At 67.8% G+C, this 23,961-nt stretch carries 28 protein-coding genes; 15 read left to right on the top strand and 13 right to left on the bottom strand.

All coding sequences use genetic code 11. The annotated features are described in order from the left end of the window. Positions 1-28: 28 nt before the first annotated feature. Complete coding sequence (locus P1L41_RS09220) at positions 29-385, top strand: DUF5518 domain-containing protein (RefSeq protein WP_276295439.1); 357 nt, start codon at positions 29-31, stop codon at positions 383-385. Between the two features lie 12 nt (positions 386-397). Next, positions 398-529: a hypothetical protein gene (locus P1L41_RS09215; protein WP_276295438.1), complete on the top strand. Its 132-nt coding sequence runs from the start codon at positions 398-400 to the stop codon at positions 527-529. A gap of 20 nt (positions 530-549) precedes the next feature. Here P1L41_RS09215 and P1L41_RS09210 read toward each other — a convergent pair whose 3' ends face one another. After that, positions 550-2,307, bottom strand: coding sequence for an acyl-CoA carboxylase subunit beta (locus P1L41_RS09210; protein WP_276295437.1), 1,758 nt, complete (start codon positions 2,305-2,307; stop codon positions 550-552). Between the two features lie 112 nt (positions 2,308-2,419). Between P1L41_RS09210 and P1L41_RS09205 the strand changes: the two genes are divergently transcribed. Beyond that, a complete protein-coding gene (locus P1L41_RS09205) occupies positions 2,420-4,408 on the top strand; it encodes a PKD domain-containing protein (protein WP_276295436.1) in 1,989 nt (662 codons plus the stop codon). On the opposite strand, the gene P1L41_RS09200 is transcribed toward P1L41_RS09205, so the two are convergent. Further along, positions 4,402-5,277, bottom strand: a complete 876-nt coding sequence (locus P1L41_RS09200; protein WP_276295435.1) for a class 1 fructose-bisphosphatase — start codon at positions 5,275-5,277, stop codon at positions 4,402-4,404. The two genes, P1L41_RS09205 and P1L41_RS09200, sit on opposite strands and share 7 nt — an antisense overlap. Before the next feature lie 280 nt (positions 5,278-5,557). Here P1L41_RS09200 and P1L41_RS09195 point away from each other — a divergent pair, with 280 nt between their 5' ends. The 3 genes from P1L41_RS09195 (at position 5,558) to P1L41_RS09185 (ending at position 8,688) form a co-directional block, all read left to right on the top strand. Beyond that, positions 5,558-6,415, top strand: a complete 858-nt coding sequence (locus P1L41_RS09195; protein ID WP_276295434.1) for a 3-hydroxyacyl-CoA dehydrogenase family protein — start codon at positions 5,558-5,560, stop codon at positions 6,413-6,415. Between the two features lie 91 nt (positions 6,416-6,506). Beyond that, positions 6,507-7,649 carry an acyl-CoA dehydrogenase gene (locus P1L41_RS09190; protein ID WP_276295433.1) on the top strand — a complete coding sequence of 381 codons (1,143 nt, stop codon included), beginning with the start codon at positions 6,507-6,509 and terminating at the stop codon, positions 7,647-7,649. A 61-nt stretch (positions 7,650-7,710) separates the two neighbouring features. After that, positions 7,711-8,688 carry a hypothetical protein gene (locus P1L41_RS09185; RefSeq protein WP_276295432.1) on the top strand — a complete coding sequence of 326 codons (978 nt, stop codon included), beginning with the start codon at positions 7,711-7,713 and terminating at the stop codon, positions 8,686-8,688. Here P1L41_RS09185 and P1L41_RS09180 read toward each other — a convergent pair. Together P1L41_RS09180 and P1L41_RS09175 are read right to left on the bottom strand one after the other, a co-directional pair. Beyond that, a complete protein-coding gene (locus P1L41_RS09180) occupies positions 8,685-8,966 on the bottom strand; it encodes a PadR family transcriptional regulator (protein ID WP_276295431.1) in 282 nt (93 codons plus the stop codon). The two genes, P1L41_RS09185 and P1L41_RS09180, sit on opposite strands and share 4 nt — an antisense overlap. A gap of 41 nt (positions 8,967-9,007) precedes the next feature. Further along, complete coding sequence (locus P1L41_RS09175) at positions 9,008-10,441, bottom strand: HTTM domain-containing protein (protein ID WP_276295430.1); 1,434 nt, start codon at positions 10,439-10,441, stop codon at positions 9,008-9,010. A 97-nt stretch (positions 10,442-10,538) separates the two neighbouring features. Between P1L41_RS09175 and P1L41_RS09170 the strand changes: the two genes are divergently transcribed. The 5 genes from P1L41_RS09170 (at position 10,539) to P1L41_RS09150 (ending at position 13,548) form a co-directional block, all read left to right on the top strand. Further along, positions 10,539-10,826, top strand: a complete 288-nt coding sequence (locus tag P1L41_RS09170; RefSeq protein WP_276295429.1) for a DUF7111 family protein — start codon at positions 10,539-10,541, stop codon at positions 10,824-10,826. Between the two features lie 50 nt (positions 10,827-10,876). Next, the gene (locus P1L41_RS09165; protein WP_276295428.1) at positions 10,877-11,011 is read left to right on the top strand and encodes a hypothetical protein; all 135 of its coding nucleotides are present in this window, start codon (positions 10,877-10,879) and stop codon (positions 11,009-11,011) included. Positions 11,012-11,066: 55 nt separating this feature from the next. After that, entirely contained in the window at positions 11,067-11,489 is a 423-nt protein-coding gene (locus P1L41_RS09160; protein WP_276295427.1) for a cobalamin B12-binding domain-containing protein, read from the top strand. Then, positions 11,486-12,532, top strand: a complete 1,047-nt coding sequence (gene meaB / locus P1L41_RS09155; protein WP_276295426.1) for a methylmalonyl Co-A mutase-associated GTPase MeaB — start codon at positions 11,486-11,488, stop codon at positions 12,530-12,532. The genes P1L41_RS09160 and meaB overlap by 4 nt, the downstream gene beginning before the upstream one ends. 77 nt (positions 12,533-12,609) lie before the next feature. Further along, complete coding sequence (locus P1L41_RS09150) at positions 12,610-13,548, top strand: alpha/beta fold hydrolase (RefSeq protein ID WP_276295425.1); 939 nt, start codon at positions 12,610-12,612, stop codon at positions 13,546-13,548. Between the two features lie 14 nt (positions 13,549-13,562). Here P1L41_RS09150 and P1L41_RS09145 read toward each other — a convergent pair whose 3' ends face one another. From P1L41_RS09145 to P1L41_RS09135, 3 genes are all read right to left on the bottom strand, one after another. Further along, positions 13,563-13,949, bottom strand: coding sequence for a Zn-ribbon domain-containing OB-fold protein (locus P1L41_RS09145; RefSeq protein WP_276295424.1), 387 nt, complete (start codon positions 13,947-13,949; stop codon positions 13,563-13,565). Further along, positions 13,946-15,112, bottom strand: a complete 1,167-nt coding sequence (locus P1L41_RS09140) for a thiolase C-terminal domain-containing protein (protein WP_276295423.1) — start codon at positions 15,110-15,112, stop codon at positions 13,946-13,948. Before P1L41_RS09140 ends, P1L41_RS09145 begins: the two co-directional genes overlap by 4 nt. Positions 15,113-15,278: 166 nt before the next feature. Continuing rightward, positions 15,279-15,476, bottom strand: a complete 198-nt coding sequence (locus P1L41_RS09135; protein WP_276295422.1) for a DUF5800 family protein — start codon at positions 15,474-15,476, stop codon at positions 15,279-15,281. Positions 15,477-15,673: 197 nt separating this feature from the next. Between P1L41_RS09135 and P1L41_RS09130 the strand changes: the two genes are divergently transcribed. Next, positions 15,674-16,726, top strand: coding sequence for a polymer-forming cytoskeletal protein (locus tag P1L41_RS09130; protein WP_276295421.1), 1,053 nt, complete (start codon positions 15,674-15,676; stop codon positions 16,724-16,726). A gap of 1 nt (position 16,727) precedes the next feature. On the opposite strand, the gene P1L41_RS09125 is transcribed toward P1L41_RS09130, so the two are convergent. Next, entirely contained in the window at positions 16,728-17,156 is a 429-nt protein-coding gene (locus P1L41_RS09125; RefSeq protein WP_276295420.1) for a hypothetical protein, read from the bottom strand. A gap of 96 nt (positions 17,157-17,252) precedes the next feature. On the opposite strand from P1L41_RS09125, the gene P1L41_RS09120 reads away from it, so the two are divergent. Further along, on the top strand, positions 17,253-18,431 hold the full coding sequence (locus P1L41_RS09120; RefSeq protein WP_276295419.1) for a redox-regulated ATPase YchF: 1,179 nt from the start codon (positions 17,253-17,255) through the stop codon (positions 18,429-18,431). Between the two features lie 14 nt (positions 18,432-18,445). Here the strand turns inward: P1L41_RS09120 and P1L41_RS09115 are convergent, their stop codons facing one another. Beyond that, positions 18,446-18,742 (bottom strand): DUF5305 family protein, encoded by a 297-nt coding sequence (locus P1L41_RS09115; RefSeq protein ID WP_276295418.1) that lies wholly within the window; start codon positions 18,740-18,742, stop codon positions 18,446-18,448. Between P1L41_RS09115 and P1L41_RS09110 the strand changes: the two genes are divergently transcribed. Continuing rightward, a complete protein-coding gene (locus P1L41_RS09110) occupies positions 18,702-18,884 on the top strand; it encodes a hypothetical protein (RefSeq protein WP_276295417.1) in 183 nt (60 codons plus the stop codon). The genes P1L41_RS09115 and P1L41_RS09110 overlap by 41 nt on opposite strands. Positions 18,885-19,123: 239 nt before the next feature. Beyond that, positions 19,124-19,963 (top strand): hypothetical protein, encoded by an 840-nt coding sequence (locus P1L41_RS09105; RefSeq protein ID WP_276295416.1) that lies wholly within the window; start codon positions 19,124-19,126, stop codon positions 19,961-19,963. A 24-nt stretch (positions 19,964-19,987) separates the two neighbouring features. On the opposite strand, the gene P1L41_RS09100 is transcribed toward P1L41_RS09105, so the two are convergent. The 4 genes from P1L41_RS09100 to P1L41_RS09085 form a co-directional block, all read right to left on the bottom strand. Then, entirely contained in the window at positions 19,988-20,848 is an 861-nt protein-coding gene (locus P1L41_RS09100) for a UbiA family prenyltransferase (protein WP_276295415.1), read from the bottom strand. 75 nt (positions 20,849-20,923) lie between these two features. After that, positions 20,924-21,295, bottom strand: coding sequence for a hypothetical protein (locus P1L41_RS09095; RefSeq protein ID WP_276295414.1), 372 nt, complete (start codon positions 21,293-21,295; stop codon positions 20,924-20,926). Positions 21,296-21,406: 111 nt separating this feature from the next. Continuing rightward, a complete protein-coding gene (locus P1L41_RS09090; protein ID WP_276295413.1) occupies positions 21,407-22,528 on the bottom strand; it encodes a pyridoxal phosphate-dependent aminotransferase in 1,122 nt (373 codons plus the stop codon). 264 nt (positions 22,529-22,792) lie between these two features. After that, positions 22,793-23,956, bottom strand: coding sequence for a thiolase family protein (locus P1L41_RS09085; protein WP_276295412.1), 1,164 nt, complete (start codon positions 23,954-23,956; stop codon positions 22,793-22,795). Positions 23,957-23,961: the final 5 nt, after the last annotated feature.

Raw genomic sequence — 23,961 nt, 5'->3', positions numbered from 1 at the left:
GCTAATCCCGTCGGGTCGTACCACCGATATGACTGACTGGCGAGCGGTGGGCATCGGTTTCCTCGTGAGCATCATCGCTGGATTGCTGGCGTTCCTGCTTCCCGTCATCGGCCACATCGGCGCGGGCCTCATCGGCGGGTTCGCGGCGGGATACGTCGCCGGTGGGAACGTCTGGAACGGCCTGTGGCACGGGTTGCTGGCCGGCGCTATCGGTGGCGTCGTCGCCCTGCTGTTCGGCGGGCTCGTCACCGTCGTCGGCGGCGTCGGCGCGGGGCCAATCGGTGGCCTGGCAGGACTGAGCGTCCTCGTCCTTGGCCTCCTCATCGCGTTCGTCCTCGCGCTCGACTCCGCTATCGGCGGTGCGGTCGGGTCGCTGCTCTCCTGAACGCGTGCATCGGTGCGTCACCGCTCGGCGCCCCGCTCGAAACAGGCACCGAGCGGTCGCCGCCTCGTAGTCGTCACGATTCAAGACCGTGTCCGCGCTGCCGGTGACGGTGAGGACGGCGAGCGGCTCCTCGCCGCCTCCTGATGAATCGACGGCTGCCTATGTCACAGAATCGTCCCGTGTTTCTTCTCCGGACGGTCCTTCTCGACCGTCTCGTACATCTCGAAGCGCGCAGCGAGTTCGGCCCGTAGGTCGCTCGGCGGGACGATCTCGTCGATGACGACCTCACTGGCCATCCGGTGGGCGTCGATGTCCTCGCGGTACTCCTCGCGGAGCTGTGCCTCCCGTTTCGCCCGTTCCTCGGGGTCGTCGATGGCGTCGAGCTTGTTCGCGTAGACCGCGTTGATGGCCGCTTCGGGTCCCATGATGGCGATTTCGCCCGACGGGAGTGCGATGGTCGACTCGGGGTCGTAGGCCGGCCCGGACATCGCGTAGATGCCCGCGCCGTAGGCTTTGCGGACGACGACACACTGCTTGGGCACCGTTGCCTCCGAAGTGGCGTAGATCATCTTCTTGCCCGCCTCGAGGATGCCCTCCTTCTCGACGCCCGACCCTGCCATGAACCCCGGCGTGTCACAGAGATACAGGAGCGGGACGTTGAACGCGTCGCACTTCCAGACGAACTCGGCGGCCTTGCGCGCCGAGTCGGGGAAGATGGCCCCTGCGCGGTGGCTCGGCTGATTCGCGACGACGCCGACCACCCGGCCGTCGACGCGGGCGAACCCGGTCAGAATCTCCTTGCCGTACTCCGACTGGAGTTCGAAGAAGGAGTCGGCGTCGACGACGCGCTCGATGACGCGGTGCATGTCGTACCCTTTGTTGGGTTCGGCCGGGACGACGCCGTCGAGTTCCGACGGGGAGTGGGCCGGTCGGGTGCTCTCGGTTCTCGGTGGCTGCTCCTCACAGTTGTCGGGCAGGTACGTGATGAGGTCCGCCACGAGGTCGCGGGCGTGTTGCTCGTCCTCTGCGACGAGGTCCGCACTCCCGGAGTACTTCGCGTGGACGTCCGGGCCGCCGAGTTCCTGGAGTTCGATGTCCTCGCCGGTGACCATCTCGACCATCCGCGGGGAGGCGATGGCCAGCGCGCTCATCCCCCGGACCATCACCGTGAAATCCGAGAACACCGGAGTGTAGGCCGCCCCGGCGATACAGGGGCCGTAGAGGACGCATATCTGCGGGACGACCCCCGAGATGCGCGAGTGGTTGTAGTAGAACTTCCCGATGCCCTCGCGATTGGCGAAAAAGCCCCGTTGCTCGTCGATTCGGCCGCCCGAGGAGTCGACGAGGTACAGCGCCGGCCGGCCGGTCTTGAGAGCGCGCTCCTGGAGGCGGATGAACTTCTCGACGCCGCGTTTCGCCACCGACCCTGCCTTGACGGTGAAGTCGTTGGCCCCGACGTGGACCTTTCGGTCGTCGAAGGTTCCCGCACCGGTGACGAGACCGTCGGCCGGGAGGCGGGTGTTCTCGTCTGCCTCCGTCACGTCCGGGCTGTCAGGGTGCCAGCTGTCGAAGTTGGCGAAGCGGCCGTCCTCGAAGTCCAGGCCGTCCTCGCCGAACCAGAGCGTCAGGCGGTCGCGGACGAACAGCTTCCCCTGGTCGGCGAGTCGCTCGCGGTACTTCTCGGGCCCGCCGCGTTCGATGTCGGCGACCTCCTCGCGGAGCCGCGCCTCGCGTTCGGTCGGCCCGAGGTCCCCCTCGTCCGCCGCGTCCTCCTCGCCCGATTCGAGGACCTCCCGGACGAGCGTCGGCTCCTCGCTGTCACCGACGTACACTTCGACTGTCTCGCCGACGTGTTCGGCGACCGCGGCGGCGATGGCGGACGCCTCGTCCCGGCTGGCCTCCGCAGCGATGCGAACCTTCATACCATCCCACACGACCGGAGGGGATTCAGTAGTTGCCCCTCGTGGACCGCGATTATCAACCACGGTAATCTCGCCGAGCGATTGATACCGGACGCTCGGCAACTGCGTACCAATGCACCGGAGGGCGGCGCGGGGAGACGGCCACGAACAGCACACTCGTCAGTGGCGCGTGGGACTGCTCTGTGTGCTGGGCGTGCTAGTCACCCTCGCGGCGCTCACCGGACCCGTCGCGGCCGCCGACACCGAGGCCCCGGAGTGGGGGACCGCCACGAAGGGGAACGCGACGACCATCGACGTCACGGTCTACGACAACGGGACGCTGGACACGGGAAGTGTCACGAGGGACGACTTCCTGCTGTCTGCGGGCACGGTCGAAAACGTCACCGTCACGTCGATCAACGCCTCCGGCGCGAACCGGACGGGCGCGCAGGTCTCGCTACACCTGGCCCAGCGCCTGAACGTGAACAACGTCACCGTCGGGATACGGAGCGGCGCGAGTATCGCCGACGAGGCGGGCAACACGCTCACCGACGGGACGGTGACGGTGACGGGGATGGACACGCGGCCGCCGCGGTACGAGTCCTTCGAGCGGACGCGCGTCAACAGCTCGACCGTCGAGCTGGCGATTACGGTCGACGAACGGTTGGAGAACCTCACGCTCTCCATCGGCGGCCCGCAGATAGACACGCTCTACGTCTCGAACTTCAGCGTAGAGGAGGGCGATACGGTGACCTACACTACCCGGTACACCTTCTCTGAAGAGGGCGAGTACTCCATGATACTGCTCTCGGTCGTCGACCGCTACGGCAACGCCATCGACATCGGCCACCAGCGGAAGTTCCGGTACGACGACTCCGCACCGACCGTCACCGTCGAGGGACCGACGAACGCGACGGTGGGCGAACCGGTGACTGTCACCGCGAACGCCACCGACGACCAGAGCATCGAGTCCTATCGGTGGCACATCGACGGCGGCACAATCCTTCCGAGTGAGTCGGTTACAGTGGCCTTTGCCAGTCCGGGGACCCACGAGATCTCCGTCGAAGTGACCGACCAGTTCGGGAACACGGCCGCCGAGACACACCGGATTCTGGTCACGGGAACAGGCATCGACGGCACCGTCGAGGTGACGAGACGGAGCGACCGACGTGCGGTCGCGAACGTGACCGGCAGCGGGACCACGCAACGAGTCACTCGGGCCAACGGCTCGCTCGTCGCCGGCTCGAACGCCTCGCTGGAACGCATCCGGGCGACGTTCACGACGAACGAGACGGTCAGGCTCGACCTCAGCGCCGACGACCGGACGCCGCCATCGTTCGCGACGGCCACCGGCGGCGTCGGACTCACTCGGTTCGACGTCGAGCACGGGAACGCCACCGCCGAGGCCGTCACGTTCACCTTCGCCGTCTCGCGGGCGGCGCTGAACCGTACCGGGACAGACCCTGACGCGGTGACGCTCTATCGCGACGAAGGCGGGTGGGTCCCCCTGGAGACGGCCGTCGTCAGCCAATCGGGGTCGCGCATCGTCTACCAGGCGTCCGCGCCCGGGCTCTCGACGTTCGTCGTCGGCAGTGGGGCCACGGCAGCGTTGACCGACGATGAGCCGGAGTCGACTGGAACGAGCGGCGCCGAACCGACGCCCACGCAGACACAGAGCGACGCCGGCGAACCGGCCATCGTCGTCACGAACGTCACCGTCTCGCCCGAGGAACCGACCGCCGGCGACCAGGCGGTCGTGACCGTCGACCTGGCGAACCGCGGCACCGCGACGGGCGACTACCGTGTCGCCGTGGTCCTGAACGGGAGTCTCCTCACCAGCCGGACGGTGACGGTCCCCGCCGGGGCGACCCGAAGCACCGAGTTCGCGCGCTCGGTCCCGGAGGGCGGGACGCTCAGCGTCGCGGGCCAGGACGTCGCCACCGTCAGTGGAAGCGGCGGCGGACTGTCGCTGCCAGCAGTCTCCCTGCCCGCGCTCGGTCTCCCCAACCCACTTTCGCTGTGGCCGAGCGGCCTCGTCGGGACGGTACTCTCGGCAGTCGTGGGACTGGTGGTCGTCGTCTACGGCGTGCTGAAAGCGCTCGCGATATACCTGGGTTACTGAAGCGAGGACTCGAGGCGGTCGATGAGCGCCGCGTTCCCGATGTGGAGCGGCGTGCGGTCGTGGAGGTCGGACGGCGTCGGTTCGAGCAGCGACTGGGTGCCGTCACTCGAGCGCCCGCCGGCCGACTCGACGATGTAGGCCATCGGCTGGCCCTCGAACTGGAGGCGGAGCTTGCCTTCCGGTCGGGACTGCAGTGCCGGGTACGCGAAGACGCCGCCGTAGGAGAGCACCTGGCTGATGTCGGCGATCATCGCCCCACCGTAGCGGAGCTTGAGCTCTTCGCGAATCTCGTCGGCGTAGCTCCTGAATGGGTCCGTCCAGGAGTCCTCGCCGCCGCCGAAGCCGAACACAGTCGGGTCCTCGGGGAGGGTCACGTCGTCGTCGACGAGCCGCTGTTCGCCGTTCTCGACGAGGTACTCCCGGACCCGGCCGTCGCGAGCGACCACCATCGACGTCACCGGACCGTAGATGACGAAGCCGGCGGCAAGCAGGTTCCGGCCGGCAGTCGGTGGGCGCTCGCTGTAGACGCCGAAGATGGTACCCATGCCGCTGTTCGGGACCAGGTTCGACGAGCCATCGAGCGGGTCCATCGCGACGTGGAGGCGGCCGTCGGCCGTCGAAAGCGTGTCGCGCTCCTCGCTCGCGTAGGTCGCGACGCCGTCGATGTCGAGCATGCGACGCTCGAACAGCTCGTCGGCCCTGAGGTCGGCGGCGAGCTGCGTGTCACCGCTCGGGTTCGTCGTCCCGGCCACTTCGCGGTGGCCAGCGATAGCCGAGCGGACGTCGGCCGTCGTCGAGGAAACCGTGTCGAGAATCGTCTCTATCGTTCGGTCGGTCGCACTGGTGGGGGTATCGAGTGACTTGCTCATTGGTCTGGAAGGGGTCGCACGCGCTCGGACGCCGAGAAGCCGACTGGCAGCGAGGCAGTCGAGGGTCGTCCGAGGTCCGTCATCGAACACTAGTACTCACGTCGGCCATAAGTATCTTTTCTCTGACATTTACTACAAGCCGAGTTAAGCTTTCGGCGGGAGGTAGTTCACCGAGTGACCGGCTCTTATCGTCCCGTGGTCGCCCATCTGACGGCCCCAGTTGTCCGGGAGGGCACGCACGTCGGCAGACTTACACGAATGCCGTGCGAACCGTTCGCACATGGAACTGGCACAGGTAGACACCGTCGGCGTCGTCGGCGCGGGAACCATGGGGAGCGGCATCGCACAGGTCGCGGCGACGGCCGGCTACGACGTCGTCATGCGCGATATGAACCAGCAGCTGGTCTCGAAGGGGTTCGACCACATCGGGGAGAGCCTCGAGCGACTGGTCGCTCGCGAGGCCGTCTCCGAGGGCGAAGCGTCGGCGGCCCGCGAGCGAATCGAGGGGACGACCGACCTCGCCGACATGGCGGACGCGGACCTCGTCGTCGAGGCAGTCACCGAAGACATGGAGATCAAGCAGTCCGTCTTCGAGGACCTCTCGGAGCGCTGTTCGCCCGAGACGGTGCTCACGACGAACACCAGCACGCTCTCGGTGACGACCATCGCGAGCGTCACCGACCACCCGGAGCGCGTCCTGGGCCTCCATTTCATGAATCCCGTCCCGATAATGAAGGGCGTCGAAGTGGTCGTCGGCGAGAAGACGGGGCGCGACACGCTTCGCCTGGCTCACGACTTCGCCGCCGACCTGGGGAAAGAGACCTGGGAGGCCGACGACAAGCCGGGCTTCGTCGTCAACCGCATCCTCATGCCCTGGATCAACGAGGGAATCCGCGCGCTCGACGAGGGCGTCGCGGCGAAGGCTGACATCGACCGCGGGATGACCCTGGGGACGAACGTCCCGATGGGGCCGCTCGAACTCGCGGACCACATCGGCCTGGACGTCGTACTCGACGCCAGCGAGACGCTCCACGAGGAGCTCGGGGACCGCTACCAACCGGCCTACCTCCTCAAGCGGAAGGTGGCCGCCGGCGACCTCGGCAAGAAGACGAGGGCGGGGTTCTACGAGTACGACTGAAGCGACCACACCTGTTCGATTCCGTCTCAATCGTCGACAACGGGTACGCCGTTGGCCAACAGTAAAGAGATGCAACCCGGTACCTAGGCGCATGGATTTCAGCCCGACCCAGGAGCAGCGCCAGATACGGGAGATGGTCGCCGACTTCGTCGACGAAGAGGTGGTCTCGCAGGCCAGCGACATCGACGCGGCCGACGAGTTCCCGGCGGGCCTTGTCGGCGAGATGGCCGACCTGGGCCTGATGGGGATGCCCATCCCCGAGGAGTACGGCGGCGCGGGCCTGGACTACCACAGTTACGCCATGGCCTTAGAAGAGATATCGCGTGGCAGCGGCGGCCTCGGGACCGTCGTCGCCGCCCACATCTCGCTTGCCTGCAACATGATCTACGAGTTCGGCGACGAGACCCAGAAGGAGGCGTATCTCCGCCCGCTCGCCGAGGGCGAGGACATCGGGGCGTTCGCGCTCTCGGAGGCCGGCGCGGGGAGCGACGTCCCGGCGATGGAGACCACGGCCGAGCGCGACGGCGACGAGTACGTCGTGAACGGCGGGAAGCTCTGGATTTCGAACGGTTCGGTCGCCGATACGGTCGTCCTCTTCGCGAAGACCGACCCGGACGCAGGCAACAAGGGCATCTCCTCGTTCGTCGTCCGCCCCGAGGAGGACGACGGCTTCGTGGTCGAGGGCACCGAGCACAAACTCGGCGACAAGGGCTGTCCGACGGCGGAACTTCGCTTCGACGACATGCGAATCCCCGAGTCGCGCCGACTCGGCGAGGAAGGGCGGGGATTCGTCCACGCGCTGAAGACCCTCAACGGCGGTCGCATCACTATCGCCGCCCGTGGCGTCGGTATCGCACAGGCTGCTCTGGACGCGGCTCTCGAGTACGCACAACAACGCGAGCAGTTCGACCGGCCCATCTCCGAGTTCCAGGCCATCCAGCACAAACTCGCCGACATGGACACGAAGACCGAAGCCGCCCGGATGCTGATGCACCGCGCGGCGGACAAGAAGATGCGCGGCGAGCGGTTCGTCAAGGAGGCCGCGCAAGCCAAACTATACGCCTCCGAGGTGTCGCGCGAGGTGGCCAACGAGGGCATCCAGATTCACGGCGGCTACGGCTACACGAAGGACTTCCCCGCCGAGCGGTTCTACCGGGACGCCAAACTCAACGAGATATACGAGGGGACCAGCGAGGTTCTCCGGAACACCATCGCCGACCAGCTGCTCGACTAGCCGGTCAGTCGCGTTTTGAGCGTCCAGTGGGTTATTTTCGAGTCCGTGTGTAGACTGTCGTATGCCCGCTCGACGAGCGGTCCTCGCAGGTATCGCGGCGCTGCTCGCAGGCTGTAGCGGTCCCAGTGACAGCAACACCGACCCCCAGACCGAGCGACCACCGGTCGAGTCTCCCTCGGTGACGACCACCCGGGACCAGACCTCGACATCGACGGCGTGCGGCGCCGGGCTCACGGTGACGGCCGACCCGTTCGACCCCGCCGATGCGCTCCCGGTTCGACTGAGCGAGCGGGGTAGGTCGCTGGTCAGAAGCGCCGTTGACAACGGGACGGCCGAGGGGACACACTACAGCGACACACCGCCGCTAGAGGACGGCTCTTACGCCGACGTCGACGGGCGCTTCTACCGCCTCGCCGTCGAGCAGACCGGTCAGTCCGAGGTTCCGGGGCTCGTGTTGAACGTCGAGATGCGGGTGGGGAAGGCGGCACCGGCCGGCGCGACGGTAGTCCCGTTCGAGGACCTGCCAGCCGTGGACCGGGCGGCGCTCCGCTACACCGTCTACGAGTCGGAGTGGGACCACCGGGGCGATGACCTCCCCCAAGGGCTTTCGGCTCGCAAGCGGCCGGTCCCGTACCCCGACGGCCTCGACCGCTCGCGGTTCGCGGCGGTGTCGGACCAGCTCTGGGTCCACTGGCAGGACCGGGACTGGCGAGTCGAGGCCGGAGAGCGAACCACCAGAACCCAGTACAGGTTCGCCGTCACGCCGTCCGAGGTGGCGACCGACAGCGAGGGGTTCCGGGCGGCCATCGCGGAGACCCACCTCGTCGAGCGGTCCCAGTTCGACGCCGACGAACGAGAGATTCTCCGGACGGCCGCGGCCGACCAGTACGAGGAGTGCGAGCCGCTCTCGGAGACAGTCGCGTCGCTCCGTGAGACGTTGGAGGAGGAACAACCGCTGCCGGCGCCGCTAGACGACGCCTGGTACGTGGGTCTGGAAGGCGGCGACTATCGGGTCGAGTTCCGCGACTGGGTCGTCTAGGCCAGCGTCTCGCGCATCCACTCGAACTGCTCGCGGAGCCGGTGCTCGCCGGCCTCCGTCAGCGAGTATTTGTCGGCGATGCCGTCGACGCGGTGCTCGACGAAGCCGGCGTCCTCCATCGCGTCGAGCGCCCCGTAGAAGCTCTTCGGGTCGATTCGCGTGTCGTAGCGGGCCTCCAACCGGGTCTTGAGGCGCTGGCCGGTCAGTTCCCCGTCCTCGGCGCCGGCGAGCAGGATACACATATCCCGGCGGCGTCCGCTCTGTAACCACTTGGCCATACGCCGACAGGGGCGAGAGACGGCCTTCTTCGTTGCGGTCCTCAGGCGACGTCCGCACAGGCGTACGTCCCGAACGGCTCCCGTTCGACCCGCTCTGGTCCGTCGAGGTCGGTCGGTTCGTGCAGCTGGACCAATCGGACTTCGACCATCGTGTCGTCGTGGGCGCGGTTCCAGCGCCAGCAGAGGTGTGCGACCAGCGACCGCTGGAGCGCCGGTTCGCGCCGCGCGTCGTCGAGGAACTTCCGCCACCGCTCGTTGGGATACGTGGTCGCGACGTCGGGCGGCCTCGAGAGGGCGACCGGCTCGCGGCTGAGCGCGTCGACGCGCTCGCCCGACTCGAGGGTCGCCGGTGCAGCGTACCACCACGTCCCGAGCGGCGGCGACGGCGCGAACATGTCCCACGAGCGGTCGGCGACGGCGTCCGGGGTTCCGGCCGGCGGCGAGACGACGCCGAGTCCGATAGCGTTGATGGCCACGAGGGCGACGAGACAGACGGCCGCGAATACGCGTCCGACAGACCGGAGGCGCTGTGGCGTCCGACGGATGGACCGCCTGTCGGGCAGCGACGCGACGAGTTCACCGAGCCCGGCCGGTGCATGTCGCTGGAGACGGTCCCAGACGACTGGCGGGAGGAAGGGCAGGAGCGCGGTCATCGACACGAGGGGGAAGATACCGAGCGAGAGCGTCAGGAGCATCCCGACGTGCACCGACGCGAACGCGGTAGCGAGTGCGGCCCGCCAATGGCCGGTCAGGACGACGAGCAGGGGCGACGCGACGAGGAGCGTCACCCACCCCCAGTCAGCCAGGGTCAGAAGCGTCGACTGTCCGGCGAGCACGTCGCCCAGGAGGACGGTGAAGTGGTCGAGTTCGAAGGCGTAGCGGACCGCGTCGCCCCGGAGCCAGACGTCGGCCCGGAACTTCACCACGGCGTTGGTCGCGTAGACAGCGACGACCTGCAGCAGGAGGCCCGCCGTTGCCGGGCCGACGACCGACGGTCGCCAGTCGTCGCCGGTCGCGTCGACGGCCCATCGCTCACCCAGCGGGAGGAACAGGCTCCAGAACAGGAGCCGGCGGAACAGCGTGTCGCCGCTGTTGAGGACCGCGGGGTTGCGCGCCTGTATCGAGACCAGCAGGACCAGCGAGACGACGACGGCCAGGCGGGTCCGGTAGCCCACGAGCAGGGAGAACGCGGCCAGCGCGGCAACCGCGAACAGCATCCACTGCACCCAGGCTGCGCCGGAGAGCGCGTGGAGCGAGACGTACTGATAGCCCGGTTCGACCACCGGGAGCAGGGCCCGCGGGAACACGCCACGGTCGGTGTAGAAGGCGACGAGGTCCGTCGCCCGGCGCGCCAGGTCGACCAGCAGGAGCGTCGCCAGCGCGACGCGGAAGACCGCCAGCGCTCGCGTGTCGACGGAGAACCGGGTCGCGAGCACGCGGCGGAGCGTGGAACCGGTGCCGTCGCGTCGGGCCATCCTGACTGAACGGTGCAGAGAGCGGCGCATAAATCTTCCAGTCCCGCCGCGGCCGGCACCGACAGCTTTCACTACGGCGAGTCCTAACTCCGCGTCGATGACCGAGTCCGAGTCCACGACCGAGGCGTCGGCAGACGGCGTCACCGCCCGCTACTACGAGACGGACGAAGAACGCGTACTGACCTTCGAGAGCGAGTCCGGGACGGCGGCGGTCACACAGAACATCGAGGGCTACGCGATGCTCAAGGTCCGGCCCACCGCCGACGGCGACGAACTCGAGCGGTACTACGGGTTCGACATGGCGCTGGACCACGCGGCGGAGTTGCTCGGCGTGTCGCAACACGCGCTCCCGATTCCCGAGGCGGCCGACGACATGGGGATGTGAGAATCCGCTCACGCCAGAATCACTAAATCAGCCCGGGTCTATCCACTAATATGGCCACTCTACGCTCGCAGTTCGACCACCCGGCGTGGCTAGCGGCGGCCGGCACCCTCGCGGGGTACGGCCTGATACTCCTCGTCCTGTTCGTCTTGCTGTTCGTCGTGCCCTTCCTGGTCTTCGCGGCGTAAGCGGTGGACCCTTCGGTGGGCAAGAATCAAACCACCGGACGTGGTAGAGGTTTGCATGAGTGTCGAGCACGAACAGAGCGGGCGGACGATACGCTGTCTGGTCGCGAAGGTGGGCCTCGACGGCCACGACCGCGGGGCCCACGTCATCGCCCGTGCGCTCCGTGACGCCGGGTTCGAGGTCATCTACTCCGGACTGCACCGCTCGCCGGACGAAGTGGTTCAGGCCGCCGTCCAGGAAGACGTCGACGTCGTGGGCATCTCTATCCTCTCGGGCGCCCACAACACGCTAGTTCCGAAGATACTCGACGGCCTCAAGGAGTACGACGCCTTCGACGACCGACTGGTCCTCGTCGGCGGCATCGTCCCCGAAGACGACAAAGAAGAACTTCGCGCGCAGGGCGTCGACGAGATATTCGGGCCCGGCGCGTCCATGGAGGAGATGATCACGTACATCCGCGAGCACGCGCCCGAGCGATGAGTGACCTCGTCGAGGACCTCCTCGCGGGCAAGCACAGCGCGCTGGCCCGTGTCATCACGAAGATAGAGAACCGGTCACCGGGCTACCGCGACGTCGTCTCGGACCTCCACCAGCACACGGGCGACGCGGACATCGTCGGCGTCACGGGCAGCCCCGGCGCCGGCAAATCGACACTGGTCGACAAGGTGGCGGCGGCCTATCGCAAGGAGGGGCTGACCGTCGGCGTCATCGCCATCGACCCCTCCTCGCCGTACTCGGGGGGCGCGGTGCTGGGCGACCGCATCCGGATGGCGTCGAACGCTGGCGACATGGACGTGTTCTTCCGGTCGATGTCAGCCCGCGGGTCGCTGGGCGGCCTCTCGACGGCGACGACCGACGCAGTCACCGCGCTGGACGCCTTCGGCAAGGACAAGATAATCGTCGAGACGGTCGGCGCTGGACAGAACGAGGTCGACATCGTCCGCACGGCCGACACGGTCGCCGTACTCGTCCCGCCCGGCAGCGGCGACGACGTCCAGATGCTCAAGGCCGGCATCCTCGAAATCGGCGACGTCTTCGTCGTCAATAAGGCCGACCTGGACGGCGCCGACCGCACCGTCCAACAGCTCAGAGAGATGCTCCAGAACCGGGGTGGCCAGGGTCGGGGCGGTCACCACGGCCCAGACCAACATGCTGAAACCCACGCCGGGCCCGACGAGGTGGGCCCAGACGACGAGACAGCCACCGAGTCGTGGTCCCCGCCCATCGTGGAGACCGTGGCGAACCGCGCCGAGGGCGTCGACGAGTTCATCACGGCGCTTGCCGACCACGGCGACTTCCTCGACCGGACGGGGCGACGCGACGAGCAGGAACGGGCGCGGTTCGCCGCCGAGATTCGCACCCTCCTGCGCGAGGACGCCAACGGCCTCGTCACCCGTGAGCTCGACCGCAAGGGTGGCATCGACCAGGCCATCAGTGACGTCGTGGCTCGCGAGACGGACCCCTACACGGTCGTCGACGATGTGCTGGCGCCGCTCCGGGAGTGTCTGGACCGCGACGCGTAGTCGGAGACTATCCCGTGGCCGGCACAGGACGTGTCGCGTCCATTACGTATTAGAGTCTCAGCCCCCTACGGTCGGGCATGAGACTCAGAAACGCACTCGGGCTGGCCGCGGGAACCGTCGGCGCGGCGGCGCTTGCCAACCGACTGCTCCGGTCATCGCCCGAGGAGTTCGACCCGTTCCTCCCGGGAACGCAGCGGTCCTACCGCTGGCGCGGGTTCGATATCGCGTACACGGAACTCGGCGACCCGTCGGACCCGGACCTCGTGTTGTTGCACGGCATCAACGCGGCCGGGTCGAGCCACGAGTTCTACACGGTCGTCGACGAACTGGCCGAGGACTACCACGTCCTCGCGCCGGACCTCCCCGGTTTCGGGCAGTCCGACCGGCCGCCACTGCTGTACTCCGCCTCGCTGCTGACGACGTTCGTCCGTGACTTCCTCGACGAGGAGGCTACCGACCCGACGGTCATCGCCTCCTCGCTGACCGGCGCCTACGCCGCGTCGGCCGCCCAGGACGTCGACGTCTCGGAACTCGTCCTCGTCTGTCCGACCGACTCCTCGATGGGCGGCGGGAACGTCTGGCTCCGGTCGCTGCTGCGCGCGCCCGTCGTCGGCCAGGCCATCTACAACCTCATCGTCTCGAAGGCCTCCATCCGACACTTCCACGCCGACCACGGCTACTACGACATGGACAAACTCACAGCCGAGGTCGTCGACTACGAGTGGCAGAGCGGCCACCAGCCGGGCGCCCGGTTCGCGCCAGCGTCGTTCGTCTCCGGGTTCCTCGACCCACAGGCGGACCTCGGAGCGGTGCTCGAATCGCTCGACGTCCCGACCACGCTGGTCTGGGGCGAGGACGCCGACATCACGCCGCTCTCCGACGGCCGCGAGCTGGCCGAACGCGCCGACGCGCGGCTCATCGTGTTCAGCGACTCGCTCTTGCTCCCGCACGTCGAACACCCGGACCAGTTCGTCACCGTCGTTCGCGGCGAGACGACATCCGTGACTGTCGAATAACTCGTTCGAACCGCTCAGCGCGGTCGGAACACCACGGCCCGGTCGCCCGTGGTCACCCGCTCGCCGACCTCCAGTCCGACGACCGTTCCGATAGCGACGTCCTCGGGGTCGATGCCACGGACAATCCCGGTAATCGAGACTGGGCCGAAGTCCACGACGGCGGTCACGTAGGGCGCGTCGTCCTCGAACTGCGGCGTCGGGACGGTGATGGTCGTGTGCGTCGTCACCTCGCCGGAGTCGGGGAGCGGTTCCTCGGTCAGGTCCCGGGACCGGCACTCCGGACAGATGCGACGTGGCGGGAGCCAGCCGTGGCCGTTCTCGCACTCGAGGTAGTAGGGCGCGTCGTCCTCGATACTGTCGAGCCACGCGTCGTACGCGCCGTCGGGGGCCGCGTCGATCATTCCGCCACCTCCAGGACGTGGACCGTGGTAGAGGCGACGGTCCCGCCGGCGTTGTGACAGACGCCGACCCGACCGTCCTCGACGGCGTCGGCGCGCGGGTGGGACCCGTCGAGGACCCACGCGATGGTCGCCAGCTGTGCGACGCCCGTTGCGCCGACCGGGTGGCCCTTGGCTTTCAGGCCACCCGAGAGGTTGACCGGCAGGTCGCCGTGGCGGGACGTCTCCCCGTCGGTCGCTGCCGTGATGCCCTCGCCGCGCTCGTAGAGCCCGAGCGACTCGATGGCAAGGACCTCGGCGATGGTGAAACAGTCGTGAACCTCGGCGACGTCGACGTCCGCCGCACTCACGCCGGCGTCCGCGTATGCCTCCCGGGCGGCCTTGTCGGCGGCCGGCGTCTGCGCGAAGTGGTCCCGGTCCTGCAGCGCGAGGTTGTCGCCGCCCTGACCGGTCCCGCTGACAGCCACCGGTGCATCGAGTCCATGGTCCTCGGCGTACGCCTCGCTGGTGAGGACGGCGGCCGCCGCGCCGTCCGTGATGGGACAGGAGTCGTACAGCCCCAGCGGACTGGCGATTGTCGGCGCCTCCAGCGCGTCCTCGACGGTGATCTCCTTCTGAATCTGGGCGTGGTCGTTGACCAGCGCGTGCTCGTGGTTCTTCACGGCGATGTGCGCCAGGTCCTCGCGAGAACCACCGTACGCCTCGAAGTACGAACGCGCCATCAGCGCGTAGGCGCCCGGGAACGTCATCCCCGCGCGGACCTCGTAGAGGTCGTCGGCGGCGATAGCCAGCGCGTCGGTGGCGGCGGCCGTCCCGATGTTGGTCATCCGCTCGGCGCCGCCCACGACGATGACGTCGGCCTCACCGTTACGGAGGTCTTTGACCGCCGCCCGGACGGTCGCGCCGGCCGACGCGCAGGCAGCCTCGAAGCGGGTCGCCGGCACGTCCAGGCCGATGGCCTCCGCCATCAGCGGGCCCTGGTGGCCCTGGTGCTCCGCGAGTTCGCCCATGAAGTTCCCGTAGAAGAGGGCGTCGACGTCGTCGGGGTCGACCCCGGACTGGTCGAGTGCTTCGAGGCCCGCTTCGGCAAACAGATCGCGGCCGGTGCGTTCGGGATGTTTTCCGAACTTCGTGACACCGGCCCCGGCGACACGTGGGTTTGACATTAACACTCACTCGTCTTTTCGGACGTAAATGCTTGCCGCCATTGTGGGTTTTTGCCACGATTTCGCCGCGCTGGTATCGCCAGACAGCGGCGTAATTAGTAGAATTCGTATATTTTCTCACGAGGGATTGAATCCTTCGTGGGAACGTTACCACGACAGTCCGCCGTCACCGCACGATTTCGGCGATGCGCTGGGGTTGCCCGGACAGTGACGGGTCGGGTTCGACCATCTGCAGGACTTCGTGGTCGGTGACGTCCGGGTAGGACTTCTGTGTCGCGTCTTCGATGAGGTCCTTCTCGAGTCTGAACTCGGTGCCCTCGTACACGACGTCGACGCCCTGCTCGTCGAACGAAAGGACAGTCATGGTAATCAATAGGCGGCGACCGGATAAAAGTGTAGTCTCTCGCGGGAGCAACGCCCTGTTTGGCGACTCGGAGGGCCCCACTGTCCCCGCCCGACTGGCATAGCACCCACCTCCCCCACAGGTCGCGACGAGGGCGTCAGACGCACGTCAGACGCCCGTCTTGCACGTCCTGAGGGTTTAATACGTCTGATTCCCACATGCACGACGTGCAATTCGGCTCTGACCCGCTCTCCGAACTGGCCATCCCCGACGGCACGACCGTCGAGGAACACGACCTCGTGACCGATGGCGACGTGCTCATCGGCGGGCAGAGCACCGTGGAGTTCGGCGTCCGCGGCCGGTCGGTCGTCGCCGACGAACGCGTCCGCTTCGGCGGTCACATCGAGGCCGAGGGCGACTGCCGACTCGACATGTGGTGTGACGTCCAGGACGACGTACTCGTCGGCGAGGACGCCTACATCGGCGAACGCGTCCACATCGGTGGCGAGCTCCGCGTGGCTGGCGACCTCGACATCGGTGACGACGTCGACATCGAGGAGGGGTTCGAGGCCAACGGCTGGATCGTCATCCGGAACCCGATGCCGACCATCGTCTTCCTTTTCGTCTACCTCTCGCAGCTGCTCCGAATCGGCGAGGAAGCCGCCGCGAAGGAGGTGCTCGACGAGATGCTGGGCGACGAGAGCGAGCACGACCCGATTCGTATCCCGCGGGGCGCGACCGTCTCGGACGACGCCTGGCGCGTCTCGACGCCGGCGACGGTCGGCGACGACTGCCGGCTCCACGGCAACATCCGCGCGAAGTCCCTCGAAGTCGGGCGCGACAACGTCGTCTTCGGAAGCCTCCGCGCCCGGACAGATATCGTCGTGGGTCGTGGCACCGAAATCAAAGGCGACGTGACCACCCGGAACGGCGACGTCCGCATCGGCCCCGGCGCGAAGGTGTGGGGCGATATTTCGGCGAAGACGGTCCATCTCCACGAGAACGCGACCGTCGATGGAACCATCCGCGCCCGCGAGGAGATGCGGATGCACACCGAGGAGGTCCTCGACCGGCCCGACGAGTCCGCCGCCGCGATGGCCGAGATGGCAGAGGAACTCGAACACGGCGGCGAGACCGAGGACGAGGGAGAGCAGGAGGCTGCCGATGAGGAGCCAGTCGAGGGCGAAGACGACGCCGACGGCGGCGCTGCCGACAGCGGAGCCGAGGAGGAACCCGAGTCAGAAAGCGAATCGGCCGAAGCCTCCAACTGAGTCAGGCGCCGAGGTCGTCGGTGTGCGTACCGCGTACCACCCGATACCCAGAGCGTGCGAGTACCACGGCTACCAGGAGACTCCCCAGTAGCAACGCCGGGACGCTGGCGAAGAAGACGCCGCCGTTGGACGTATTCAGCGAGACCTGCGCGAACACCGACGCGAGGATGGTCAGAACTCCCAGGAGCCCAGTCCCGTCGCCAACCGTGGTGTCGCGGCCGCCGGCGACCCGGCGCTGAAGCCAGTCCGCAGCGACGACACCACCGAGCACGAACGTTAGCAGGCTGATAGTATCGAGCGTGACGGACCCGATGTAGAGCCAGGTCGGGACGAAGTCGACGGCCAGCAGTCGTGCGGCGATGCCGAGGCCCACCGCCAGCGCGACCACGGCGCGAAGCAGCTGGCGGTCGGAGCGAGCCTGCGGGGACATACCTGAACGTGGCACCGAGACGGCAATAGTTGCTGGGGACAGTCAAACTGCCGTCGAACCGAAACCGGCTTTCGCGGGGCACTGATAGGTCGTCGCATGCTCTCTATCGCGCTGGCTGGCAAGCCGAACGCGGGCAAGTCTACATTCTACAAGGCCGCGACGATGGCCGACGTCGACGTCGGCAACTACCCGTTCACCACCATCGACGCCAACCGCGGCGTGAGCCACGTCCGGACCGAGTGCCCCTGTCTGGACCGCGAGGAGCGGTGTGGTGACGAGCACTGTCGGGACGGCAAGCGCTACGTCCCCGTCGAGCTCATCGACGTCGCCGGCCTGGTCCCCGGCGCACACGAGGGACGCGGCCTCGGGAACCAGTTCCTCGACGAACTGACGAACGCCGACGTCATCTGCAACGTCGTCGACGCCTCCGGCGGGACGAACGCAGAGGGCGAACCCGTCGAAGTCGGCGAACACGACCCCGTCGAGGACGTCGACTTCGTCGAGGAGGAGATGGACCTCTGGCTGGCGAGCATCGTCGACCGCAACTGGGAGTCCATCGAGCGCCAGTCCCGCTCGCCGGACTTCTCGCTGGACGAGGCGCTGGTCGACATGCTCGCCGGCGTCGGCGCGAGCGAACTCGACGTGGCCCGAACCCTTCGGGAGCTGGAGTACCCAGAGGACCCCATCGCGTGGACCGACGAGGACCGCGAATCGCTGGCCCGCGAGATCCGCCTGCGGACCAAGCCCATCGTCGTCGTGGCGAACAAAGCCGACGTCGCGCCCGAGGGGAACGTCGAGCGACTGAAGGAGGCCGCCGACATCGTCGTCCCGGCGACGGCCGACGGCGAACTCGCCCTTCGGAACGCCGCGAAGGCCGGCGTCGTCGACTACGACCCCGGTGACGCCGACTTCGAGATAACCGGCGACGTGAGCGACCAGCAGCGGGCGGGCTTAGACCAGATACGGACCGTCATGGAACAGTGGGGTGGCACCGGCGTCCAGCAGGCGATGGACACCGCTGTCTACGACCTGCTGGACCACGTCAGCGCGTACCCGGTCCAGAACGACACGAAGTGGACCGACGGGCAGGGCAACGTCCTCCCGGACGCCTTCTTGCTCCCCCGGGGCTCCACTCCGAAGGACCTCGCCTACGCCGTCCACTCGGACATCGGCGACGGCTACATCCACGCGGTCGACGCGCGCAAGGAGATGCGCATCTCCGACGAGACGGAGCTCGAAGAGGGCGCGGTCATCAAGATCGTGAGCTCGAACTGAGCGTGAACGCCCCGCTACTGGTCCCCAGTTGAGGGGGCTTCGGTGCCGGACGCCGACGACGACCCGGTCGTGGACTCAGATGCGTCGACGCCGTCCAGAGCAGGCGGTTCGTACGTGTACAACACCCCGTCGTGGCGGACGTAGTACGTGTCCGAACCGGGATTCTCGATGACGCTGTTGTTGGTGTCGATGGCGAAATCGACCAGGTCGGCGAGCGACGACGCCTCTGCCCTGGGAAGGTCGAGTGCTCCCTGCGGGAGGTCGAACGACGTGACCTTTGACGGCGACGCGAACGGTGAGCGAGTCGACATCGGTGTCGAGGCGACCGGCCCTGACTTCGGCATCCAGCTGACGCGGTCGGTCGAGGTCACCTGTGAGCGTGTCGTCGTGACTGAAACGACCGAGACAGACGTCGTGGCGACCGAGACCGGTTCCGAGACGGCGTCCGGCTGAGTGGGCCAGGTGAGCGGCGCCCGTGGCGAGGATATCGGCCGTGGTGCCGGACAGCGCCCGTCGTAAACCCGGGCCGAGAGCCCGTCTAGAGCCAGTTCGTCAACATCTTACAGAAGGCGCGTCACTGATCAGCGGTCACTAATTGTGTTAGTATCTAAACTGTAAATATATGTATCTGGTATGTATACGAACCTTCTCGGTACGAATTTCTTTTTAAGTATGTTTGCCCCATCGAATCGATGGCAAGAAACGACAAGCAGCGTCGAACGGCGGAAGGCGAACGCGATGGGTCGGCGGAGAATCGCTTCTTCAGCAGGCGATCGGTCCTGAAGGCGACGGGCGCTCTGGGGGTGGCCGCGGCGTCCTCGCTTGGCATCGGCAACGCGGCCGCGGCAGACAGCACCGCCGGGTTCGGTGAGGGCGACTACGGCGCTGATCAGTACGGAACTGGCGAAACCACGACGACGACGTCATTCGGCGTCTCGACGGCCCAGGCGACAGACGTCCAGACCACGTCGGCGACGCTCAACGGGTCGGTCGCCGACCTCGGTGGCGCAGATACCGCCGACATCGCCTTCGAGTACCGTCCGGTCGGCGGGTCCTGGTCGACCACCGCGGCACAGACGCTCAGCGCCGCACAGACCTTCTCACAGTCGGTCTCCGGGCTGAACAGCGGCACCGACTACGAGTGCCGCGCGACGGGCCTCTCCTCGAGTGGGGAGACGGCGACCGGAAGCACCGTGGCGTTCACCACGGTTGCAGAGACCACCGAATCCCCACCGGCAATCAACCGGTTCAACGTCTCCGAGGCCGGACGGAAGGACCCACACGCCGAGGTCACCGTCAACTGGGACGCCACCGACGTCGACGGCGACCTGGCATCGGTCGTCCTCGAGGTCGCCGACAGTAGCGGGACGACGCTCCGGAGTACCGCCTGGACCTTCGACGGTACCGCCGCGGCGTCAGACACCGACGAGTACCGGTTCAAGAAGGGCGGCGGCGTCGACTACCAGGTGACGATGACCGTGACCGACCAGGCGGGGAACACCGTCTCACAGCAGACGATGGTCTCGGCCTGAGCGACCGAGAGACGTTCGACCGGGTTACCCCAGCGGCCGGAACCACACCGCGGCCACCAGCACCGCGAGGAAGAGGTACGACCCGCGAATCAACAACTTCGTCGCCAGCGAGGACTCCGCGCGTTGAGCGACCAGCGCGACAGCCCCGAAGACCAGCGCAGCGGCGGCAGCGCTCCGGGGCATCCCTGGGACCGTCGTCGACAGCGCAACTACGCCGGCGAGCGCAGCGGCGAGCAGCCCCAGCGCCAGTCGTCGGGCCCGCGTCGGTCCCAGGACCACAGCGACGGTATGCTTCTCGATGGACCGGTCGTAGTCGTAGTCCTTCTCGTCGTCGATAATCTTGATGCCCGTCAGCAGGACCAGGAAGACGGCAGCGAGACCCAGCACGCGTGGCGAGAAACTGCCCGCCTGGGCGTAGTACCCGCCGAGCAGGGCGAGGCCGATCCCGCTCGGGTACCCCATCGTCGCGCCGACCGTGTTGAGGTCCAGTTGCGGTGCGTGGGCGTAGCCGATGAGCCACGTCGGGAGGGTCAGCAGGGCCGCCCACGGACCGACCGCGAACCAGAGGCCGGCGGTGCAGGCGGCGAATCCTGCCGTCGCCCCCACGAGCGCCAGTCGACACCCCGACGCGGTCATCGGGTGGTCGTCGTCCTCGCCGCGGACGTGGAAGTCCACGTAGCCGTCCTTGACGTGGGCGGTGTAGACGGCGAAGAACATCGCCGCGGCGTGGAGCGCCGCCACGCGGAGCGAGAACGTGACGCTCTCGGCCAGCAGCGCTCCGAACAACGACGTCGCGAGCGGCGGGAGCATGAACACCGGGTGGACCTGCGAGGCGAGGGCGCGGCCCGCCGAAAGCGGCCCCGTGTCGTGTCGGGCGACTGCCATACGACAGGAGACGGACGCCGGCGTCAAAAAGTCTCGTACGGCTGACGGAAATGGGAACGAAAGGGGCGGCCCCAGTCAGCGCCAGTTGGTGCGGTCGAGGACGAACTCGGAGATGTGCGAGGCGAGGTCGCGGCCGGCCTGTTCGGTGCCGGTGTGTAACTCACCGGAGACGGCGCCGGCCTCGCCGCCGATCCCCTCGGACTCGGAGATGGGGTCGGTTCCAGTCGGATAGGGGCGGCGCGACCGGACGCGGTCGCGGAGTGCCTGGACGGCTTCGGGTGCGAGTTCCCGGTCCAGGTGCTGGAGGTCGTACTTCACGATATACCCGCGTGTGGCGCCGCGGACGGCGAGGACCGGATGGCCCCGGTCCGCACAGCGCTCCCAGATGGCGCGGTGCTCCTCGGCTGTCGCGTACACCGGCACGTTCGACGGTGCGAGGTGGTCCATTCGGACGGGGATACGGGCTGCGTCGTTATCCACCCTTCGGGGTCACGTCAACCGCGCTCCACGAGCGGGCGCAAGATTCGTTCGAGACGGGTCGCAATCTCAGTCAGAAAGTCAGCGGACGGCGTCCGTCGCCTCCGCCATGATATCGATGGCTTCTTTCAGCGTCTCCATGTCCGTGGCGTAGGAGATACGAGCGTAACCCGCGCCGCGCTCGCCGAACGCGTCGCCGGGGACGACGACAACGCCGCGGTCGATGACCGCCTCGACCCACCCCTCCGGAACCTTCGGCATCGCGTAGAACGCGCCCTTCGGCGTGGGACACTCCAGACCCATCTCCGCGAGCCCGTCGAGCAGCACGTCACGGCGCTCCTCGAAGGCATCGCGCATCTCGGCGACGGGGTCCTGCGGGCCCGAGAGTGCGGCCTCCGCGGCGAACTGGGCGGGGGCCGACGCACAGGCCTGCGCGTACTGGTGGACCCGCAACATCCGCTCGATACGGTCGTTCGGGCCGGTGACCCAGCCCAGGCGCCAGCCGGTCATCGAGTAGGCCTTCGAGCAGGCGTTGACGACGACGACGTTGCCTGCCTCGCTGAACTCCGCCGGCGAGCGGTGTTCACCCTCGAACACCTGGTGTTCGTACACCTCGTCGGAGATGCAAAGCACGTCGTGCTCGTCGGCGATACGGGCGAACTCGCGCATGTCCTCGGGCGACTGGACCGCCCCCGTCGGGTTGGCCGGCGAGTTGACGACGAACGCCGCCGTGTCGTCGGTGATAGCGTCCTCGACGGCGGCCGGGTCGAGCGTCAGGTCCTCGCGCAGGCCGACCGGTTTCGGCTGGCCGCCTGCGAGGTGGGTCAGCGCCTCGTAGGAGACGAAGCCGGGGTCCGGGAAGACGACCTCCTCGTCCTGGTCGACGTGGGCCTCCAGGGCGATGTGGAGCGCCTCGCTCCCGCCCGAGGTGGCGATGATGTCAGCCGGGTCGACCTCGAGGTCGTTGTCCCGGGCGTGCTTCGCGGCGATGGCTTCCCGGAGTTCCAGCGTGCCCTTGTTCGACGTGTAGGCGTCGGCCTTCCCCGCGCGGATGGCCTCGACAGCCGCCTCGCGGGCGTGCTCCGGGGTGGGGAAGTCCGGCTGACCCAGCCCGAGGTTGATGGCGTCCTCGCCGGCCGCCTCGAACACCTCGCGGATGCCCGATATCGACACCTGCTCGACGCGCTCGGAGAATTCGATCATACTCTGTTCGGAGGGGGCCGGGCCGATAATTCTTCCCGTCTTTCATGCCGACCCGGTGTTCGCCCGGTGGCCATACGGCTCGGTCGAGAGCGAACTGAAAGCACCGGGCAGTCGTGCTGCTCTCCCTGACTCGCAGAAAGTCCTACCCGCCAGCCACGCCCTCCCCAGCCGAGTCGCGCGGTCGCTATCGCTCCCGCGCTCATCCCTCGCACAGGTCCGTCGCTCGACGGAGCGAGCGACAGCGCGCGCCGAAGCGTGGTCGACTCACCGCACCAGTGACATCGCCAGCGCACCCCCACCGCCCGCGCTCATCCCGACGACCCCCCGGTCGTGGTCCTCGCGCTCCATCGCATAGAGCAGCGTCGTCGTGAGGATGCCGCCGCTGGCGCCGATAGGGTGGCCGAGTGCGACGGCCCCGCCCAGCGGATTGTGTTTCTCCGGCGGCAAGCCCAGTTCGTCGGCGACGTAGACCATCTGGGCGGCGAAGGCCTCGTTGAGTTCGAAGTGGTCGACGTCGTCGACAGAGAGGTCGTTCCGCTCGAGGAGTTCCAAGACGGCGTCACGGACCGCAATCGTGAACTCCGCGGGATCGCGGTAGACGACAGTGTAGTCCTCGACGTGGGCCATCGGGCCCATGCCCGCCTCGTCGACAGTCTCGGCGTCCGCGAGCAAGACCGCGCCCGCGCCGTCGGAGAGCTTCGAGGCGTTGCCGGCCGTGATGGTGCCGTCCTCGCCGAACGCCGGCGGGAGCCGGGCGAGCTGTTCCATCGTCGTATCCGGTCGAGGCCCCTCGTCCTCGGTGACGAGGTGGTCACCCGCCTCCACGGGGACGATCTCCTCGTCGAAGGCGCCGGACTCGATGGCGTCGCCGGCCCGGTGGTTGCTCCGCCGGGCGTACTCGTCCTGGGCCCGGCGGCCGACCTCGAAGCGCTCGGCGAGCTGGTCGGTCAGCGTCCCCATGTGGGCCTCGTAGTGAGTGTCCCACAGCGAGTCGTGAATCATCGCGTCGACGAGCGTCGCGTCGCCGTGTGGTCGGCCCTCGCGCAGCTCGCGGACGAGGTAGGGGGCGTTCGACATCGATTCCGTCCCGCCGGCGAGACACAGCGACGCGCGGCCGGCCTCGATGCGGTCGGCGGCAGTCATGATAGCCCGAAGGCCGGACCCGGAGGCCTCGTTGACCGTGGTTGCGGGGACGGCATCCGGCAAGGGTGAGTCGACGACGACCTGCCGCGCCGGGACCTGGCCGACCCCGGCCTGGACGGCGTTCCCCATCGCGACCCAGTCCACCAGGTCGTGGTCGACTCCGGTGCGGTCGAGCAGCCCCTCGATGGCCGCCTGTCCGAGTTCGGTCGCGGTCCGCTCCGAGAGCGCGCCCAGGAGCGACCCGTGTGCGGTTCGTGCCCCGTCGACGACGACCACGTCGGTCATGCCCG

The organism is Haloarcula ordinaria (genome assembly GCF_029338275.1).
Taxonomy (GTDB): domain Archaea; phylum Halobacteriota; class Halobacteria; order Halobacteriales; family Haloarculaceae; genus Haloarcula; species Haloarcula ordinaria.
Note: the sequence above shows the minus strand (reverse complement) of the source record. Positions and strands in the feature narration are given on the sequence as shown.